This is a genomic window from Burkholderia sp. E168m22, assembly GCF_001319805.1.
GTDB classification, from domain to species: domain Bacteria; phylum Pseudomonadota; class Gammaproteobacteria; order Burkholderiales; family Burkholderiaceae; genus Burkholderia; species Burkholderia orbicola.
The window spans coordinates 1-19,011 of record NZ_BBSK01000151.1 but is presented as its reverse complement, the minus strand read 5'-3'; the positions used below and the strand labels follow the sequence as shown (position 1 = coordinate 19,011).

The following is a 19,011-nucleotide window of genomic DNA, read 5'->3' as shown; positions in this document are numbered from 1 at the left end:
CCATCATGTCCGCCACGATCGACCACACCAACGACCTGGATCATCTGCTGGAAACCGCCGTGCAGGATGACAAGGAGGCCGGCATCTTCCGCTGCCGCCGCGACATCTTCACGAACGCGGAGCTGTACGAGCTCGAGATGAAGCACATCTTCGAGGGCAACTGGGTGTACCTGGCGCACGAAAGCCAGATTCCCGACAACAACGATTACTACACGACATGGATCGGCCGCCAGCCGATCGTCATCACGCGCGACAAGACCGGCGAGCTGCATGCGGTCATCAATGCGTGTGCGCACAAGGGCGCGATGCTGTGCCGCCGCAAGCACGGCAACAAGGGTAGCTTCACGTGCCCGTTCCACGGCTGGACCTTCTCGAACACCGGCAAGCTGCTGAAGGTGAAGGACGAGAAGACGACCGAGTATCCGGTGCAGTTCAACACGCACGGCTCGCACGACCTGAAGAAGGTCGCGCGCTTCGCGAACTATCGCGGCTTCCTGTTCGGCAGCCTCAACGCCGACGTGCTGCCGCTCGAGGATTACCTCGGCGAAGCGCGCGTGATCATCGACCAGATCGTCGACCAGGCGCCGAACGGGCTCGAAGTGCTGCGCGGCAATTCGTCCTACATCTACGAAGGCAACTGGAAGATGCAGATGGAGAACGGTTGCGACGGCTATCACGTGAGCACCGTGCACTGGAACTATGCGGCGACGATGGGCCGCCGCAAGGAAGACGGCACCAAGGCGGTCGACGCGAACAGCTGGAGCAAGTCGGTCGCGGGCGTGTACGGCTTCGACCACGGCCACATCCTGCTGTGGACCCGGACGATGAACCCGGAGGTGCGGCCCGTGTACCGGCATCGTGACGAGATCAAGGCGCGCGTGGGCGACGTGCAGGCCGATTTCATCGTGAACCAGACGCGCAACCTGTGCGTGTACCCGAACGTGTTCCTGATGGACCAGTTCAGCACGCAGATTCGTGTGGTGCGGCCGCTCGCGGTCGACAAGACGGAAGTCAGCATCTTCTGCTTCGCGCCGAAGGGCGAGAGCGAGGCCGACCGCACGACGCGGATTCGCCAGTACGAGGATTTCTTCAACGTGACCGGCATGGGCACGGCCGACGATCTCGAGGAGTTTCGCGCGTGCCAGGCCGGCTATGCAGGCATCACGGCGATGTGGAACGACCTGTCGCGCGGTGCGCCGCTGTGGGTCGACGGGCCGGACGAGAACGCGAAAAAGATGGGGCTGAACCCGCGCATTTCGGGCGAGCGCAGCGAGGACGAAGGGCTGTTCGTGTGCCAGCACGAACACTGGGTGAACGTGATGCGCGATGCGCTGAAGAAGGAACGCGGGGAGGTGGCGGCATGAGCTTCGATTACCGGACGATTTGCGCGGCGCTGTATCGCGAGGCGCGCCTGCTCGACGATCGCGAGTGGGACGCGTGGCTGACCTGCTACACGGAAGACGTCACGTATTGGATGCCCGCATGGGACGACGATGACCGGCCGACCGACGATCCGCGCAGCGAGATCTCGCTGATGTATTACGCGGATCGCGGCGGCCTCGAGGATCGCGTGTTCCGGATCAAGACCGAGCGCAGCGGCGCATCGACGCCCGAGCCGCGCACCAGCCACAACGTGACGAACGTCGAGGTGCTGGCCGAACGCGACGACGAGGTCGACGTGCGCTACAACTTTCACACGCTGAACCACCGTTACCGCGTGACCGATCACTTCTTCGGCACGATGTTCGTCACGTTGCGCCGCGCGGGCGACGCGCTGCTGATTTCGCACAAGAAGATCGTGCTGAAGAACGACTACATCCGGCAGGTGCTCGACGTCTATCACGTCTGATGCCGTTGGTTTGCCATGAAAGGAAGTGGAGGTGACGCGATGTCCAGCTACAAGATTGCATTGAATTTCGAGGACGGGGTGACCCGCTTCATCGACTGCAAGGCCGGCGAGAAAGTACTCGACGCGGCCTTCCGCGCGAAGATCAACCTGCCGATGGATTGCGCCGACGGCGTGTGCGGTACCTGCAAGTGCCGCGCCGAGAGCGGGCACTACGACCTCGGTGACGATTACATCGACGATGCGCTGACCGAGGACGAAAAGGACGGCGGCCTCGTGCTGACGTGCCAGATGGTGCCGCACAGCGACTGCGTGATCGCGGTGCCGACGTCGTCGGTCGCGTGCAAGACCGGGCAGAGCGCTTTTGCCGCGACGGTCACGAAGGTCGAGCAGCACAACGATGCGGCCGTCGTGCTCGAACTCGACGTCGGCGCGAGCGCGCCGGCGTTCCTGCCGGGCCAGTACGTGAACATCGGCGTGCCGGGCAGTGGCCAGCATCGCTCGTATTCGTTCTCGTCCGCGCCGGGCGACACGAAGGTCGGATTCCTGATCAAGAAGATTCCCGGCGGGGTGATGAGCAGGTGGCTCGAATCGGCGAAACCCGGCGACACGCTCGAACTGCACGGGCCGCTCGGCAGCTTCTACCTGCGCGACGTGCAGCGGCCGCTGCTGTTCCTTGCCGGCGGCACGGGCCTCGCGCCGTTCCTGTCGATGCTCGAGGTGCTCGCGCGCAGCGGGTCGCAGCAGAAGGTGCACCTGATCTACGGCGTGACGCGCGATCTCGATCTCGTGCTGGTCGATGCGATCGAAGCGGTTGCGTCGAAGCTGCCGAACTTCAGCTTCGCGACGGTCGTTGCCGATGCGGCGTCGAACCACGCGCGCAAGGGCTGGGTCACGCAGCACATTCCGGCCGATGCGCTGAACGACGGCGACGTCGACGTGTATCTGTGCGGACCGCCGCCGATGGTCGATGCGGTGCGCCAGTATTTCGACGACGCAGGCGTGAAGCCTAACAGCTTCCACTACGAGAAGTTCACTCCCAACGTCACGGCAAAGGCGGCATGACCATGCAACGATTCTCCGGCAAGGTCGTCGTCGTCACTGGCGCGGCGCAGGGCATCGGCCGCGGTGTCGCGCTGCGCGCGGCGGCCGAGGGCGGCAAGGTGCTGTTCGTCGATCGCGCGGATTTCGTCGCCGACGTGGCGGCCGAGGCGACCGGTGGCGAGACGGCAGGCTTCGTCGCCGATCTCGAAACCTATGAGGGCGCGCACGCGTCGATCGCGTATGCAGTGCAACGGTTCGGCGGCATCGACATCCTGATCAACGGCGTCGGCGGCGCGATTCGCATGCGGCCGTTCGCCGAGTTCGAACCGGCGCAGATCGACGCGGAAATCCGCCGCTCGCTGATGCCGACGCTCTATGCCTGTCACGCGACGCTGCCGCACCTGATCGCGCGCGGCGGCGGCACGATCGTCAACATCTCGTCGAACGCGACGCGCGGCATTCGCCGCGTGCCGTATTCGGCGGCGAAGGGCGGCGTGAACGCGCTGACGTCGGCGCTCGCGATGGAATATGCGGAACACAACATCCGCGTCGTCGCCACCGCGCCGGGCGGCACCAGCGCGCCGCCGCGCCGCGTGCCGCGCAATGCGGCCGGCGACACCGAGCAGGAACAGGCGTGGATGGGCGAGGCCGTGCGGCAGGTGACGGAATCGACGTACTTCAAGCGCTACGGCAGCCTCGACGAGCAGATCGCGCCGATCCTGTTTCTCGCGTCGGACGAGGCGAGCTACATCACCGGTACGGTGCTGCCGGTCGCGGGCGGCGATACGGGTTGAAGGGCGTTGACGGTGCACGCGCCGCAGCCGCGTGCACGACGACCCTCACATAACCGGCCGGCGCGGCAAGCGCGGCCACGGAGACATTCATGAGCAAACGCGAAGCGATCATCCCGGCCGGCATGGAAGCCGTGTACGAAAAAATCGGCTATGCACCGGCGATCAAGGTCGGCGATACCGTTTACGTGTCCGGCCAGATCGGCCGCGACGCGGCGATGCAACTGGTCGAGGGCCGCGAAGCCCAGATCGTGCAGGCGTTCGAGAACCTGAAGCGCGTGCTGGATGCCGGCGGCGCATCGCTCGACGACGTGGTCGACCTCACCACGTTCCATACCGACATGCGTGACCTGCCGCTGTTCATGCAGGTGCGCGACCGCTATTTCCATGCGCATCCGCTGCCGGCGTGGACGGCCGTCGGTGCGCACATGCTCGGCGGCTCGCCCGGCTATATCGTCGAGATCAAGGCGATGGCGGTGCTGCGCGACTAGTCAATGCGGTGCCCGCGGTTTTGGCGCGTGTATCGGCTTTCCCTGTACGCGAATCAATCAAGAGAGAACGGAGGGGTGGAATGGCGTCGATGCTCAACGGTAGAACTCGTCGTGGTGGATGGCGTTTCGGCATGGCTGTCGCGGCATCCGCGGCCGGCATACTGATGGTGTCCGGTTGCAACGACAACGAAGTCCAGAATGCCGGAGGCGGCACGGCCGATGCCGCGTTGACCTGCGATCAGACGATGAAGGCGAGATTCGCGCCGGATGCGAACACGGCGGTGATCGCGGTGAAGTCGTTCAAGGCGGGCGATCCGCTGGTGCTCGATGCGTCCGCGGTCACGTCCGCGACGCCCGTCGCCGGCAACAGCCTGTGTCTCGTCAAGCTGAACGTCGGGCCGGGCCACGCGGGCCCGTCAGCCGCACCGTCGACGTCGGCCGGCATCGGGATGGAAATCTGGCTGCCCGCGCCGTCGAACTGGAATCGCAGGATTCACAACCTCGGCGGCGGCGGGTGGCAGGGCGGTGCGTACGGCGACCCGACGAAGATTGCCAGCGCGGGCGCGACGCCGAACGCCGCGACGATCGCGGCGTCCGAGGGCGCGGTGGTAGGCACGACGGATACCGGGCACGCGATCCAGAACGGATCGTTCGCGATGAATCCGGACGGCACGATCAATACGACGCTGTGGAACGACTTCGCGCAGCGCAGCCTGCACGAACTGGCGCTCAAGACGAAGGCGCTGGTCGCCGCGTACTACGCGACGCCGCAAAAGTATGCGTACTGGGACGGCTGCTCGACCGGCGGCCGGCAGGGCTACAACGAAGCGCAGAACAATCCGTCCGACTACGACGGCTACCTGAACGGCGCGCCTGCGTTCAACTGGTCGAAGTTCATTACGGGCGAGCTGTATCCGCAGGTCGTCGCGCAGGTCGATCTCGGCGGCGTGACGCTGACGGATGCGCAGCAGTCGCTGCTGTCGGGGGCGGCGGTCAGCGCGTGCGACACGGTCGGCGGCCAGCATCTCGGTTACCTGATGGACCCGGCCCAGTGTCGTTACGATCCGACCCAGGACGCGAACGTACTGTGCTCGGGCGTGAAGATCGGCGCCGTCACCGGCACGAACGCGACGGCCGCGTGCGTGACGGCCGCGCGGGCCACCGCGATGAACAAGACCTGGTACGGGATGACGCGCGATGGCTCGGTGCCGAATCCGGCGCTCGACATCGGCACGGCGACGTCGCTCGCCAGCAACCAGATGTGGTTCGGGCTGATGCGCGGCACGGGCACCGGCGCGCTGGCCGGCGCGACTCCGTTCAGCATCTCGACCGACCTCGTCGCGCTGGAGCTGCAGGACCCGACGATCGCCGGCGCCGGCTTCACGAACGCGACCGGCAACGGCGCGAACAAGTGGAAGGACCTCGGCTATGCGGGTCTCGCGAACGCCTATGACCAGGGGATCGCGCTGCAGTCGTCGTTCGGCAACATCAACACCGATAACCCGGACCTGTCGGGGCTCGTGACGCACGGTGCGAAGGTGCTGCATTACCACGGTCTTGCCGATCCGCTGATCACGCCGTCGGGCAGCATCCACTACTACGAACGCATCGCGAGCCGGATGGGTGGCATACCGGCGGTGCAGCAGTTCGACCGGCTGTTCCTCGTGCCGGGCATGGGGCATTGCAGCGGCTATGGCGGTGTCAACGGCACGGCCGGCCCGGCGCAAACGGCCAATACGGTGCCGTTGCCGCATGCCGACCGGCAGGACCTGTATGCGCAGTTGGTCAACTGGGTCGAAAACGGCAACGCGCCCACGAGCATCAAGCTGACGTCGGCGGACGGCAGCGCGAGCCAGCCCGTGTGCATGTATCCGACGAAGGCGACGTACAACGGTTCGGGATCGATCCGGGACGCGGCGAACTATTCGTGCAAATGACGGGCGAGCACGCTGCGGCATGTCGCGTCGCGATTGCCGGTGCATGTCGATGACGGGCGGCCTCGGCGCGGGGCCGAGCTTCGCGAACAGCTCGGGCATCCTCGTTCAAAGACGTTTCGCCGGCGCGCCGCGTCACGCGAGCCGGAATTTCTTGCGCAGGCTCGAATCGACCGGGCCGGCCGGCATGAAGCGTCTCAATTTGCCCAGGAGAGACGCCTCGCCAGAAGGCGCGCGTCGCATGCGCCACGCGCCGAGCGCGGCCTCGACGATGGTGGCGGCCACGCCGTCGGGCTCGGGCGCGGCTTTCACGTTGTCGACCACCGCGCGCGCCGCAAGCGTCCGTTCGCGGTCATAGTCGGCGATCTTCGCGTTCGCGAGCGGCGCATTGACGTCGAGATTGGTCCGCGTAAACGACGGCTCGACCAGCGTCGCACGAATGCCGAATTGCCGCACCTCGTGATCGAGCGTTTCGGTCAAGCCCTCGACCGCATGCTTGGACGCCGCATAGAGGCCCATGTACGGCGCGGGCAAGAACCCGAGCACCGAACTGACGTTGACGATGCGTCCGCCGCGTCGGGCGCGCATGTGTGGCAGCACGGCCTGTACCGTGCGCAGGATGCTGAACACGTTGGTGTCGAACAAGGCGGCCGCCTCGGCCAACGACGTTTCCTCCACCGCACCGATCAGGCTCGTGCCCGCATTGTTGACGAGCACGTCGATACGCGCGGCCCGCTCGACGATCGTACGGATTCCGGATTGAACGGACGCATCGTCGCGCACGTCCATTTCGATCAGCTCGACGCCGGCGACGGGCGCGGTTCGGGCAATGCTGCGCACGGTGCCGAATACCCGGCACCCGCGTTTGGCGAACTGCTCGGCGGTGGCGCGTCCGATGCCCGAAGACACGCCGGTCACGACGACAACGGTAGGGTTCGACATGGTTGTTTCCTTCGAGCGGATGAATGATGGAACGGTCAGTTGCGTGCGTCGAGCGTGGCCGCAAGCGTGGAGTCGGACAGCGACGCCGGTTCGGGCTCGCCGTGATGCGAGCCGGCGGTGCGTCCCGGCCCGATCCTGAACCAGATCGCGTACATCGCCGGCAGGAACACCAGCGTGAGGATCGTGCCGGCGAACGTGCCGCCGATCAGCGTGTACGCGAGCGTGCCCCAGAACACCGAATGCGTGAGCGGGATGAACGCGAGCACGGCCGCCATCGCGGTGAGGATCACCGGGCGCGCCCGCTGCACGGTCGCTTCGACGACCGCATGGAACGGGTCCAGCCCCGCCTGTTCGTTCTGGTGGATCTGCCCGATCAGGATCAGCGTGTTGCGCATCAGGATTCCCGACAACGCAATGAGGCCGACCAGCGCGTTGATGCCGAACGGCTGCCGGAACAGGATCAGCGTCGGCACCACGCCGATCAGCCCGAGCGGGCTGGTCATGAACACCATCACCATCGCCGAGATCGAGCGCACCTGGAAGATGATGATGACGAGTGTGATCGCGAGCATGATCGGGAACAGCGGCAGCATCGCCGTCGTCGCCTTGCCCGATTCCTCGATGGAGCCGGCCTGTTCGATCCGATACCCGCTCGGCAGCTTGTCGACGATCGGCTGAAGCTGCTTCGTGATCGCGGCCGATACGTCCGGCGGCTGCAAGCCCTCGGCGATGTCGCCGCGCACCGTGACCGTCGGCACGCGGTCGCGCCAGCGCATGATCGGTTCCTCCATCCGCACGTCGACCTTGCCGACCTGCGACAGCGGAATGCGCTGCCCGTTCGCGCCGGCGAGCGTGAAGTCGTCGAGTCGCGCGGGGTCGAGCCGCGCATCGCCGCCCGAACGCGCGATCACCTGCACGGTCCGGATATCCTCGCGCACCGCGGTGACCGGCACGCCGGTGAGCAGGAACTGCAACTGCTGCGCGACCGCGCTGGACGTCAGTCCGACCGCCTGCAGGCGGTCCTGCTGCAACGTGAAATGCAGCGTCGGCGCGCGCGTGCCCCAGTCGGCATTGACGGTGTGCATCATCGGGCTGCCGTTCATCACGTTCCCGACTTCCGACGCGATGCCGCGCAGCGTGTCGGGATCGGGGCCGGTGATCCGGTATGCGACCGGGAACGGCGAATACGGGCCGAACACGAGTTGCGTGACGCGCACGCGCGCTTCCGGCGCGAGGCCGTCGGCGACGGCGCGGCGCAGGCGCGCCTTCAACGCGTCGCGTTCGTCCTGACTGTCGGTGCGCACCACGATCTTCGCGAACGACGGATCGGGCAGCTCCGGGCCCATCGCCAGGTAGAAGCGCGGCGCGCCCTGGCCGACGTACGCGGTGACGATGCGCGCTTCCTTCTGCTTCGCGAGCCACGCCTCGACCTTCGATGCGGCGGCACTCGTTTGCGAAATCGACGTGCCGTACGGCATCTGCACCTCGACGAGCACCTCGGGGCGGTCGGAGATCGGGAAGAACTGCTTCTTGACGACTGCCATGCCGAGAATGGCGAGGACGAACAGGCCGACGACCGACCCCGCGACCAGCCATTTGTGCGCGATCACGCGCGTCAGCACCTGGCGGAAACGGTTGTAGCGCGGCGTGTCGTAGATCGCATCGTGGCCGCCTTCGATCTTCCTGAAGTCGGGCAGCATCTTCACGCCGAGGTACGGCGTGAACACCACCGCCACGACCCACGATGCGATCAGCGCGATCCCGACGATCCAGAACATGTTGCTGGTGTATTCGCCGGCGGTGGAGCGCGCGAAGCCGTTCGGCATGAAGCCGACCGCGGTCACCAGCGTGCCGGCCAGCATCGGCGCGGCCGTATGGCTCCACGCATAGGCCGATGCGGCCACGCGCCCGTAGCCTTCCTCCATTTTCACGACCATCATTTCGATCGCGATGATCGCGTCGTCGACCAGCAGCCCGAGCGCGAGGATCAGCGAGCCGAGCGTGATGCGGTCGAAGTTCTTGCCGGTGGCGGCCATCACGACGAACACCACGGCCAGCGTCAGCGGCACGGCCGCGGCGACCACGAGGCCCACGCGCCAGCCCATGCTGACGAAGCTCACCAGCATGACGACGAGCAGCGCGGCGAAGAACTTCACCATGAACTCGTCGACGGCCGAGCTGATGTTGACCGATTGATCGGTGACCTTGGTCAGGCTCATGCCGAGCGGCAGCCCCGCATTGATCGCGCCGACTTCGTGGTCCAGCGCACGGCCGAGGTCGAGCCCGTTCCAGCCGTCGCGCATCACGATGCCCAGCAGCAGCGCGGGCTCGCCGTTGTTGCGGATCAAGAACGTCGACGGATCTTCGTAACCGCGTTCGACGGTCGCGATGTCCGACAGCTTCAGCGTGCGGCCCTGCGAGACGATCGGCGTGTCGCGGATCTTCTGCAGCTTGTCGAACGCGCCGTCCACGCGGATGAAGATCTCCGGCCCGCGCGTCTCGACGGAGCCGGCCGCCGTCAGCACGTTCTGGCCGTTGAGCGCGGCGAACACCTCCTGCGGGCTCACGCCGAGCGTCGCGAGCCGGTCGTGCGACAACTGCACGTAGATGCGCTCGGGCTGTTCGCCGATGATGTCGACCTTCTTCACGCCCGCCACGTGCAGCAGCCGCTGGCGCAACGCTTCGGCGTCGCGCACCAGCAGGCGCTGCGGTTCGCCCTTGGCCTTCAGCGCGAACAGCGCGAACGTGACGTCCGCGTATTCGTCGTTGACCATCGGGCCGATCACGCCGGCCGGCAGGTTGGTCGCCTCGTCGCCGATCTTCTTGCGTGCCTGGTAGAACTGCTCCTGCACCTCCGACGGCGGCGTGCTGTCGAGCAGCGTCAGCGTCGTGATCGCGAGGCCCGGGCGCGTATAGGTCTCGGTGCGGTCGTACCAGCGCAGCTCCTGCATGCGCTTTTCGATCTTTTCGGCGACCTGGTCGTGCATTTCCTGCGCGGTCGCGCCCGGCCATGCAGTGATGATGGTCATCACCTTGATCGTGAACGCCGGGTCTTCCGCGCGGCCCAGCTTGAAGAACGACACGAGGCCCGCGAGCGAAATCAGGCAGATCAGGAACAGCGTGATCGCGCGCTCGCGCACCGCGAGCGCCGACAGGTTGAATCGTCGCTCGCTCACGGCCGTGCTCCTGCGCTCGCGACCGTCGCGGCCGGCGCGGACATGCGCACCGCTTCGCCTTCGCGCAGCAGCTGCGCGCCGAGCGCGACGACGCGCTCGCCTGGCTTGAGCGCGCCGTCGCCGGCCACGCGCGCGCTGTCGTCGTCGAGATGCTCGACCTTGACCGGCCGCCACGTCACCTTGGCCGGTTCGCCGGCGACGACCCACACGCCCGGCCCTTTGCCCGCGTCCAGCAGCGCGCCGATCGGCACCTGCATGCCGCGTTGCGAAGCCGCGCGCGCGTCGTCCGGGATGCGGATCGTGACGGTCGCGCCCAGCGGGGCGTCGGCCAGCGCGCCTTGCAGCACGTAGCGCGCGTCGAAAGTACGCGTTCTCGCATCCGCGGTATCGGAAAGCTGGCGCAGCGTCGCGGGGACGCTGATGTCCGGCTTGCCGAACAGCCCGGCCTGCGCGACCGACCCGATCGCCGGACGCAGGGTTTCGGGCAACTGGATCACGGCTTCGCGGCTGCCGGCGTGCGCGAGCCGCACCACCGGCTGCCCCGCGCTGACGACCTGGCCGGGCTCCGCGAGCGTTTCCATGACGACGCCGTCGCCGTCCGCGACGAGTTGCGCATAGCCGGTCGCGTTGCGCGCGACGTCGGCGTCGGCCTCGGCGGCGCTCAGTTGCGCTTTCGCGGCATCGGCGGCGGCCTTGATCTGGTCGTAGGCCGATGCCGATATCGCGCCGGTGCCGCGCAGGTCGCGGTAGCGCGCTTCGTCCTCGGCGGTCTGCCGCGCGCGCGCCCGTGCGGCGGCGACGGCTTCGTCGCGGGCGCGCGCCGCGAGCTTCAGGTCGACCGGGTCGAGCCGCATCAGCGGCTGGCCGCGCTTGACGGTTTGACCGGTATCGACGAGCCGCTCCAGCACCTTGCCGGCTACCCGGAAGCCGAGATCGCTCTGCACGCGCGCGGCGACGGTGCCGGTGAACGAGCGGGACGCGGGAACGGCCGCCTGCACGACGGCGGTACGCACGAGCGGCGCCTCCGTGCGCGGATCGGACGGCGCTTTTCCGCTGCAGGCGGCTAGCGCGAGGGGCAGTGCGGAAGCGACTGCGAAGAAAGCGGGGCGACGCCGAACCATGAAAGACCCAGTGACGAAGTGAGCGGGGCTTTCATTGTGTATCTAGTGACTAATATAGTCAATAGTCACAAACGGTGACGCATCACGGCGCGAGGCTGCGCAGGACGAGGCTGGACAGTTGGGCCGGCGCGGCGTCGGTCGTGTCGAGGTTGTACTGGAGCAGCAGCGGGTTCAGGTACGGCCGCATCACGAGGTAGATCGCCGTCGCGGTTTCGTCCAGCGGCGTCTTGCGTTCGAACTCGCCGTTTTGCCGGCCTGCCTGGAGGACGTCCTGCAACAGCGTCTGCACGCGTGCCTCGTAGGCCTGCACCGACTGCCAGTTTTCGGTGGCGGCCGACGCCGCGATGTCGTACAGCTTGCGGTCGTGGAAGAACAGCCGGAGGCTCGCCTCGGTAGAGACCTTGAAGAGCCGCCGCAGCTTTTCGGTGGGCAGCTCGGCCGCGGCGACGGCCGCGCGCACGTCCGTCTCGATTTCGCGCAGGCAGTTCGCGCAGATCATCTCGCCGATCGCCTGCTTCGACTCGAAGAACTTGTAGATATAGGCCTTCGAGAAACCGATCGCCTTCGCGAGGTCCGACACGGTCGTCTTTTCATAGCCGTACCGGCTGAAGTGCTCGGTGGCGGCGGCCACGATCTGGTCGCGGACGTCGTGGTCGGCCGGGCCGCGCGCGGGCGCCGGGGAAGGGTCGATTTTTTTCATGGGCTGCAGCTGACGGGAATGGACAACGAGTGACTATTTGGTATTATAGTCACCACCGGATTCTTGCCAAAACCCTCATGCTACCCAAACCCATCGTTGCCGCGGCGCTGGCCGCCATCTTGTCGGCGGGGTGTGCCGTCGGTCCCGACTATGCGCGGCCGGACGTGGCGATGCCGCGGCAGTTCCAGGGGCAGCGCGCCGTGGATCAGCGCCACGCGGCGGCCGACGCCGATCTCGCGACGTGGTGGACGGGCTTCGGCGATCCGCAATTGACGCGCTACATCACGCTGGCGCTCGCGCAGAACCTCGATCTTGCGCAGGCCGCGGCGCGCGTCGCGCAGGCACGCGCGGGGCTCGGCGCGGCGAATGCGGCGCTGCTGCCGTCCGGCAATGTGAGCGGCCAGGCCGCACGCGTCTACCAGTCGGTCGAAACGCCGTTGGGGCAGGTGTTGAATGCGACGCCCGGTTTCGACCGTCATGGCAACGACTACGAGGCCGATTTCAACGCGAGCTGGGAGCTGGATATATTCGGCGGATTGCGCCGCGGCCGCGAAGCGGCGCTCGCCGACTATCAGGCCTCCGAAGCGGCGGCGGTCGCGACGCGGCTCGCCGTCGCCGCGCAAACGGCGGATACCTACATCACGATTCGCGGGTTGCAGGGCCGGCTCGAGGTCGCGCGGCACCAGGTGCAGACCGAGCAGGATCTGCTGTCGACCCTCAACCTGCTCTATGGAAAGGGCCTCGCGGCGGAGCTTCAGGTGCGGCAGGCCGAAGGCGCGCTCGCGCAGGTTCGTGCCACGGTGCCGGTGCTCGAAGCGGCGCTGGACGCGGCGATGAATGCGCTCGACGTGATGCTCGGCGCGCAGCCCGGCACACATCGCGCGGAATTGCTCGACGGCGGCGAGGTACCGGTCGCGCCGCGGATCGCGGCGACCGGCACGCCCGGCGAACTGCTGCGGCGCCGGCCCGACCTGATCGCCGCCGAGCGGCGCGTGGCGGCGTCGAATGCACGCATCGGCGTGGCGATCGCCGAGTATTACCCGAAGTTCTCGCTGGGCGGGTTGATCGGCAGCGCGACGACGATGGGCGCGGGCAACCTGTTTGCCGGCGGCGCGAACCAGGCTGCGGGCGTGCTCGGCTTGCGCTGGCGTCTGTTCGATTTCGGCCGGATCAATGCGCAGATCGCGCAGGCCAAAGGGCAGGATGCCGAAATGCTGGCTGCGTATCGGCTCGCGGCGCTGCATGCGACCGAGGACGTCGAGAATGCGTTCTCCGCGCTCGTCAAGCGTGACGAGCAGGCGGCGATTCTCGGTGACGGCGTGAAGTCGCTCGGCCGCGCGCGGGCCGCGTCGTTCGCGGCTTACCAGAAAGGGGTGGTCAGCCTGATCGAAGTGTTGCAGGCGGACGAAAGCCTGCTGCGCGTATCCGACGAACGCGTGCAGGCGCGAACCGAATCGGCGCGTGCTGCGGTTGCGGCGTTCAAGGCGCTCGGCGGTGGTTGGCAGGCGCCGGAAGCGCAGGCTGTTGCGAGTCGGTAGCGGTAGTATCGGAACCTGATCGCCGCCGAACTGGGGGATTGAAGATGAAAATCAGCGAACTGGCCGAATTCGATGGCTCGAAGTACCTGAAAGATGACGAAGCGATTCGCTACTACTTGGCGCAGGCGTTCGAAGATGGGGATCCTCGACTGATCCAGGCCGCGCTCGGGAACGTCGCGAAGGTGCGTGGCATGACGGCGCTGGCGCGCGAGTCCGGTGTGAAGCGTGAAGCGCTTTACCGCGCGCTGTCGGAAGGCGGGAACGCGGAATTTGCAACGATCATGAAGGTCGTCGCCGCGTTGGGATTGCATCTGACCGTTGCGCCGACCACGCAGACCGCCGAAGCGGCCCCCGCGCCTGAACCGACGTCGCGCACGCGCTCGCACGCACGTGCGACGGCCCACGGATGATCTCGTCAGGGCCGGGCTGCAAACGTCGCGCCGGCCCGCCCGTACCGATCTGATCGGCCTCGCGCGAGAAGCTCCGCGCGCGGCACGCCGCTACCGATGGATCGCCCCCCGCAACCGCCTCACATCCCGCTCCGACACCGGCGCCGCCCGATTCCCCCACGCACCGCGCACGTAGCTGACCACCGCCGCGATCTCGCCGCTCGTCAACGCGCCGCGCATCGCCGGCATCCGTTGCACCGGCCCGGGCTTGCCCGGCGTGGGCCGCGCGCCTTCGACCACGATCCGGATCGCGCTCGTCGGATCGGCCGCGAGCACGATCGAACTGCCCGCGAGCGCCGGCCCGTGATCAGGGACGCCTTTACCTTCGGCACCGTGGCAACGCGCACAGAACCCCGCATACACACCGGCTCCCGGCGCCTGCTGACCGCCTTCCGGCCGCGGGCCGGCCACGGTGAGCCGCGGCACGCCCACACCCAGCGGATTCGTCGCGGCAGTCCGTTGCGCGGGCAACGACTTCAGGTACACGGCGATCGCGTGGCGGTCCGCGTCCGTCAGCAACGCGGTGCTTTCGCCGACGACCAGCGCCATCGCGCCGAACACCGCGCCACGCGCCGCATGGCCGCTGCGCAGGAACGCGGCGATGTCGTCGGCCGACCAGCGGCCGAGGCCATCCGGGGCCGTGCCAGTCAGGTTCGGCGCGAACCAGTGGTCGTTGATGCCGCCGGTCAGGAACGCGGGGCTGCGCTCGTCGTAGCCGCGTTCGTTGTAGGCCGGCCCGCGCGGCGTATGGCAGGCGCCGCAATGGCCGAGCCCCTGCACGAGATACGCGCCGCGATTCCATTGCGCGGATTGCGACGGCTGTGGCGTGAACCGGTCGCGGTTCGCGAACACGAGGCTCCATAACCCCAGCGCCCAGCGCTGGTTGAACGGAAACGGCAGTTGCGTGAGCTTCGCCGCATTCGCGGACGGCGCGACGCCGCGCATGAAATACGCATACAGCGCGCGCACGTCGTCGTCGGTCAGGTGCGCGAACGACGGGTACGGCATTGCCGGATACAGCCGGCTGCCGTCCGCACGCACGCCGCGCCGCATGGCGTCGTCGAATTGCCGCAGCGTGTAGTTGCCGATGCCGTGCGTCGGGTCCGGCGTGATGTTCGGCGCATAGATCGGCCCGAACGGCGAATTCACCGGCTGGCCGCCCGCGTACGGCGTATGGTCGGCCGCGTCGTGACACGCGGCGCAATCGCCGGCGAGCGCGAGGTAGCGGCCGCGCGCGAGCGTCGCGGCGTCGGCGCTCGCGGCAGCCGCGGCGATTACCGGGCGGCGGGCGGTCGAAGCGGAAGCCGCATCGGGCGGCGGGGTGGACGCCGCGGACGATGTCGAATCCGCCACCAACGCGCCCCGGTCGCGTGACAGCCGCCGGTCGTCCTTCACGCGCGCGGACATCGACGCACCGGCCTCGGCCGCCGATGCTCCGATCCGCACGAACCGCCAGCCCGACGCGGGCTCGGGCGCTTCCGCCGCCGACGCGGCGTCGGCTGCATTGCCGGGTGCGGCTGTGTTGTCGTCCTGCCGCATCTCGCATCCGCAGAGCGCGACGCATACCGCGAATGCGACGCCCGCGCGGCGGCCCGGAAATCGGAACGGAAACAAAGCGAACGAGATCAGCGCCATGGACTGCAAGGCCCCACGAAAGCGGTGACGATCCCCGTGAACACCAGACCGATCACGAAGCCGAGCGCGGCGAGCATCCCGCAGCGCGCGAGAAAGCGCGTACTGTCGTCGCGCGTCGCGGCGGGCGCGTCGCCATCGTGCCGGTGCCGCCACGCGCGCGCGAGCCATGTCGCGCACCCGGCGGCCAGCGCGAATGCCCCCGCGGCGATCAGCGCGAGCCACACGCCGACGTGCGCCCAGCGCGGCACGGCCTGCGCGACGCCGAGCGGATAGCACGCGGTGGACGCGAGCGTCTCCGACACCAGCATCTGCGCGAACCACAGCGCGGGCGCGCCGACGAGGCCGGCCGCGATCGCGAGCAGCGGGGTCCACGCGCGTCGGGCGTCGTTCATCCCGTGCTCCTCAGCCAGAAGGGCGATACGTACAGCGCGGTGAAGATGAACAGCCACACGACGTCGACGAAGTGCCAGTAGAGCCCGCCGATCGTCAGCGCGACGCGCCGTCCGCGGCCGAAGAAACCGGCGGCGGTCCACCCGGCGAGCAGCGCGAGGATCGCGAGACCGGCCACGACGTGCGCGAGGTGGAACCCGGTGATCGTGAAGTAGAGGCTGCCGTACAGATGTGCGGTCGGGCCGTACGGATGGTCGCGCCATTCATGCAGCTGAACCAGCGCGAACGCGGTGCCGAGCACCAGCGCGACGACGAGCATCGCGACCGCGCGTGCCTGCCTGTCGGCCCGCACCGCGCGCTCCGCGAGCCACACGAACACGCTGCTCGACAGCAGCACGACCGTGTTGGCGGCCGCGAGCCAGATCTTCGGCATGCCTTCGGGCGGCCACGGCGCGGACCACTGCGACTGCAGGTAGAAGTAGCAGAACAGCAGGTAGCCGAACAGCCCGGCCTCGGTCACGATCAGCGTGAGCACGCCCCACCAGCCGCCCGCGCGTTCGCCGCAACTGCCGACCGGCAGCGGTTCGATGCACGCGGCCGGCGCCCCCGGCGGCACCGTCGCCGACGGCGGTTCGTCCGGATGAAGCCCGGTGGCCGCGGCGGGCGCCAGCGTGTCGGCGCGGGCCGGCAGGCGCGCGCGTTGTCCGAGTTCGCGGCGCGGCCACAGCCACGCGGCGGTGGCGATCGTGCAACCGGCGACGGCCATGCAGACGAGCGTCGGCGAGCGCGCGAGCATTGCCGCGAACACGGCGGTCGCGAGCAGCGCGAGCACGAACGGCACGCAACTGTCTTCGGGCATCTTCAGGATCGCGCTCGGCGCGGCGGCGAGCGGCGTGACCGCGAGCGCCTCGCGCCCGTCCGCGAGCCGGTAGCCGACCCGCAGGCTGGTGCGGGTTGGATCGTCGCGCGTTTCCCACAGCGGATGCCGCGACGCGACGAGCGGCAGCACCGCGAAGTTGTACACGGGCGTCGGCGACGCGACGGACCATTCGAGGCCGGCCGCGCCCCACGGGTTGTCGCCGGCACGCACGCCGCGCCGCGCGCTCACCAGCGCGTTGACGACGAACATCACGATGCCGATCCCGAACACGAATGAGCCGATCGTCGTCAGCAGGTTCGACGTGTCCCAGCCCATCCCGGATGGATAGGTGTAGATCCGGCGCGGCATCCCGAGCAGCCCGGAGATGTGCATCGGGAAGAAGCCGAGATTGAAGCCGACCAGCACGACCCAGAACGTCAGCTTGCCGAACCGCTCGTTCATCATCCGCCCGGTGAATTTCGGGAACCAGTACGCGACGCCGCCGAGCACCGGGAACACGTTGATGCCGAGCAGCACGTAATGCAGGTGCGCGACGACGAAGTACGTATCGGTGAGCTGCCAGTCGAGCGGCACGGCCGCGGTCATCACGCCCGACACGCCGCCGACCACGAACATCAGCACGAAGCCCGCGAAATACAGGAACGGCGTGCGGAACACGGGGCGGCCGGTCCAGATCGTCGCGATCCATGCGAACACAGCGACCGCGCTCGGGATCGAGATCAGCATGCTCGCGGCGCCGAAGAACGCGAGCGCGAGCGGCGCGATGCCCGTTGCGAACATGTGGTGGACCCACACCTCGAAGCCGATCAGCATCGTCGCCACGGTCGACACCGCGACGGCCTCGTACGCGACGAGCGGCCGCCGGCAGAAAGTCGGCAGCGCATCCGACACGATCCCCATCGCCGGCAGCACGACCACGTAGACCCACGGATGCGCGAACATCCAGAACAGGTGCTGCCACAGCAGCGGCCGGCCGCCGTGCGCGACGTCGAAGAAATGCGTGCCGGCATTGCGGTCGAGCCACAGCAGAAGGAACGCGAGGCTCACCGACGGCACCGCGACCAGGTTCGCGACCGACGCGGTCAGCGTGCCCCACACGATGATCGGCAGCCGGTCGATCGACATGCCGTGCGCGCGCATCCGCAGCAGCGTGACGACGAAGTTCGCGGCGCCGCCGGTCGTCGAGATGCCGAGCAGGATCATCCCGAGCGCGTAGATGTCGATGTTCGCGCCGGCGCTGTAGTCGAGCGACGTGAGCGGCACGTAGTTGAACCAGCCGCCGTCCGGCACCGCGCCGAGCGGAAAGCTCGCGTACAGGAACAGCCCGGCGAACAGGAACGACCAGTACGAGAACGCGTTCAGCCGCGGAAACGCCATGTCGCGCGAGCCGAGCATCAGCGGCCACAGGTAGTTCGCGAAGCCGGACAGCACCGGCAGCGCGTACAGGAAGATCATCGTGACGCCGTGCATCGTGAACAGCGAATCGTATTGCGCGGGCGTGAGCACGGTCGCGTTCGGCCGTGCGAGCTGGATGCGCATCACGAGCGCCTCGACGCCGCCGAGCAGCAGGAACACGAACGCGGTGACGATGTAACGCAACCCGATGCGCTTGTGATCGACGGTGCCGAGCCAGCCGCGCCAGCCGGGTTCCGATTCCCACAGCTCGGCCAGCACGCGCTCGTGCGTGGAGCCGGGCGGCGCTTCGCCGAGATCGGGTACGCGGCTGAGCGGGGCGGGCGTGTCGCGGGCAATGGCCATCGGCGTCCTCGGTTCAGTGCAGCGTCGCGAGATACGCGGCGAGATCGTCGGCATCGCGCGGCGCGAGCGCGATCGACGGCATCAGCGACTGCGGCTTGACCTGCTGCGCATGCGCGATCCAGCGGCGCAGGTTGTCGGGGGTGTTGTCGAGCGTGCCGGCCGCGAGCAGCCGGCGCGTGCCGACGTGCGTGAGATCGGGGCCCGCGTCGCCTGCGGCATCGGTGCCGCGCACCGCGTGGCAGCCGGCGCAGCGTGCGGCGAATACGCGCTGGCCGCGGCGTTCGGCCCCGGCGCCTGCCGCGGGTGCCGGGGCCGG

16 protein-coding genes are annotated in these 19,011 nt (G+C 68.0%); 8 read left to right on the top strand and 8 right to left on the bottom strand.

Annotation, left to right across the window (positions count from 1 at the left end; all coding sequences use genetic code 11):
• Window positions 1–5: 5 nt before the first annotated feature.
• The 6 genes from AP428_RS33280 to AP428_RS33255 all read left to right on the top strand — a co-directional run bounded on the left by AP428_RS33280 (window position 6) and on the right by AP428_RS33255 (window position 6,109).
• A complete protein-coding gene (locus tag AP428_RS33280) occupies window positions 6–1,364 on the top strand; it encodes a Rieske 2Fe-2S domain-containing protein (RefSeq protein ID WP_011545512.1) in 1,359 nt (452 codons plus the stop codon).
• Window positions 1,361–1,849 carry a benzoate 1,2-dioxygenase small subunit gene (gene benB / locus AP428_RS33275; protein WP_011695017.1) on the top strand — a complete coding sequence of 163 codons (489 nt, stop codon included), beginning with the start codon at window positions 1,361–1,363 and terminating at the stop codon, window positions 1,847–1,849. Before AP428_RS33280 ends, benB begins: the two co-directional genes overlap by 4 nt.
• Before the next feature lie 39 nt (window positions 1,850–1,888).
• Window positions 1,889–2,911, top strand: coding sequence for a benzoate 1,2-dioxygenase electron transfer component BenC (gene benC / locus AP428_RS33270; RefSeq protein ID WP_011545510.1), 1,023 nt, complete (start codon window positions 1,889–1,891; stop codon window positions 2,909–2,911).
• A complete protein-coding gene (locus AP428_RS33265; protein ID WP_011545509.1) occupies window positions 2,908–3,684 on the top strand; it encodes a 1,6-dihydroxycyclohexa-2,4-diene-1-carboxylate dehydrogenase in 777 nt (258 codons plus the stop codon). Before benC ends, AP428_RS33265 begins: the two co-directional genes overlap by 4 nt.
• An 89-nt stretch (window positions 3,685–3,773) precedes the next feature.
• The gene (locus AP428_RS33260; protein ID WP_011545508.1) at window positions 3,774–4,172 is read left to right on the top strand and encodes a RidA family protein; all 399 of its coding nucleotides are present in this window, start codon (window positions 3,774–3,776) and stop codon (window positions 4,170–4,172) included.
• 131 nt (window positions 4,173–4,303) lie between these two features.
• Window positions 4,304–6,109: a tannase/feruloyl esterase family alpha/beta hydrolase gene (locus AP428_RS33255; protein ID WP_226292095.1), complete on the top strand. Its 1,806-nt coding sequence runs from the start codon at window positions 4,304–4,306 to the stop codon at window positions 6,107–6,109.
• A gap of 132 nt (window positions 6,110–6,241) precedes the next feature.
• Here AP428_RS33255 and AP428_RS33250 read toward each other — a convergent pair whose 3' ends face one another.
• From AP428_RS33250 to AP428_RS33235, 4 genes are all read right to left on the bottom strand, one after another.
• A complete protein-coding gene (locus AP428_RS33250; RefSeq protein ID WP_011695018.1) occupies window positions 6,242–7,048 on the bottom strand; it encodes an oxidoreductase in 807 nt (268 codons plus the stop codon).
• 35 nt (window positions 7,049–7,083) lie between these two features.
• On the bottom strand, window positions 7,084–10,224 hold the full coding sequence (locus tag AP428_RS33245; protein WP_011545505.1) for an efflux RND transporter permease subunit: 3,141 nt from the start codon (window positions 10,222–10,224) through the stop codon (window positions 7,084–7,086).
• Window positions 10,221–11,345, bottom strand: a complete 1,125-nt coding sequence (locus AP428_RS33240; RefSeq protein ID WP_011545504.1) for an efflux RND transporter periplasmic adaptor subunit — start codon at window positions 11,343–11,345, stop codon at window positions 10,221–10,223. The genes AP428_RS33245 and AP428_RS33240 overlap by 4 nt, the downstream gene beginning before the upstream one ends.
• A gap of 82 nt (window positions 11,346–11,427) precedes the next feature.
• Window positions 11,428–12,045, bottom strand: a complete 618-nt coding sequence (locus AP428_RS33235; protein ID WP_011545503.1) for a TetR/AcrR family transcriptional regulator — start codon at window positions 12,043–12,045, stop codon at window positions 11,428–11,430.
• 77 nt (window positions 12,046–12,122) lie between these two features.
• Between AP428_RS33235 and AP428_RS33230 the strand changes: the two genes are divergently transcribed.
• Together AP428_RS33230 and AP428_RS33225 are read left to right on the top strand one after the other, a co-directional pair.
• Window positions 12,123–13,583, top strand: a complete 1,461-nt coding sequence (locus AP428_RS33230; protein WP_011545502.1) for an efflux transporter outer membrane subunit — start codon at window positions 12,123–12,125, stop codon at window positions 13,581–13,583.
• Window positions 13,584–13,627: 44 nt separating this feature from the next.
• Window positions 13,628–13,993 (top strand): addiction module antidote protein, encoded by a 366-nt coding sequence (locus AP428_RS33225; RefSeq protein WP_011545501.1) that lies wholly within the window; start codon window positions 13,628–13,630, stop codon window positions 13,991–13,993.
• A 90-nt stretch (window positions 13,994–14,083) separates the two neighbouring features.
• On the opposite strand, the gene AP428_RS33220 is transcribed toward AP428_RS33225, so the two are convergent.
• From AP428_RS33220 to AP428_RS33205, 4 genes are all read right to left on the bottom strand, one after another.
• The gene (locus AP428_RS33220) at window positions 14,084–15,667 is read right to left on the bottom strand and encodes a cytochrome c (RefSeq protein WP_011545500.1); all 1,584 of its coding nucleotides are present in this window, start codon (window positions 15,665–15,667) and stop codon (window positions 14,084–14,086) included.
• Window positions 15,658–16,059 carry a hypothetical protein gene (locus tag AP428_RS33215; protein WP_011695019.1) on the bottom strand — a complete coding sequence of 134 codons (402 nt, stop codon included), beginning with the start codon at window positions 16,057–16,059 and terminating at the stop codon, window positions 15,658–15,660. Before AP428_RS33215 ends, AP428_RS33220 begins: the two co-directional genes overlap by 10 nt.
• Window positions 16,056–18,695 carry a cytochrome c oxidase subunit I gene (gene ctaD, locus AP428_RS33210; protein WP_011545499.1) on the bottom strand — a complete coding sequence of 880 codons (2,640 nt, stop codon included), beginning with the start codon at window positions 18,693–18,695 and terminating at the stop codon, window positions 16,056–16,058. Before ctaD ends, AP428_RS33215 begins: the two co-directional genes overlap by 4 nt.
• A gap of 13 nt (window positions 18,696–18,708) precedes the next feature.
• A partial coding sequence (locus tag AP428_RS33205; protein ID WP_156349368.1) for a cytochrome c family protein occupies window positions 18,709–19,011 on the bottom strand: 303 nt, incomplete at its 5' end.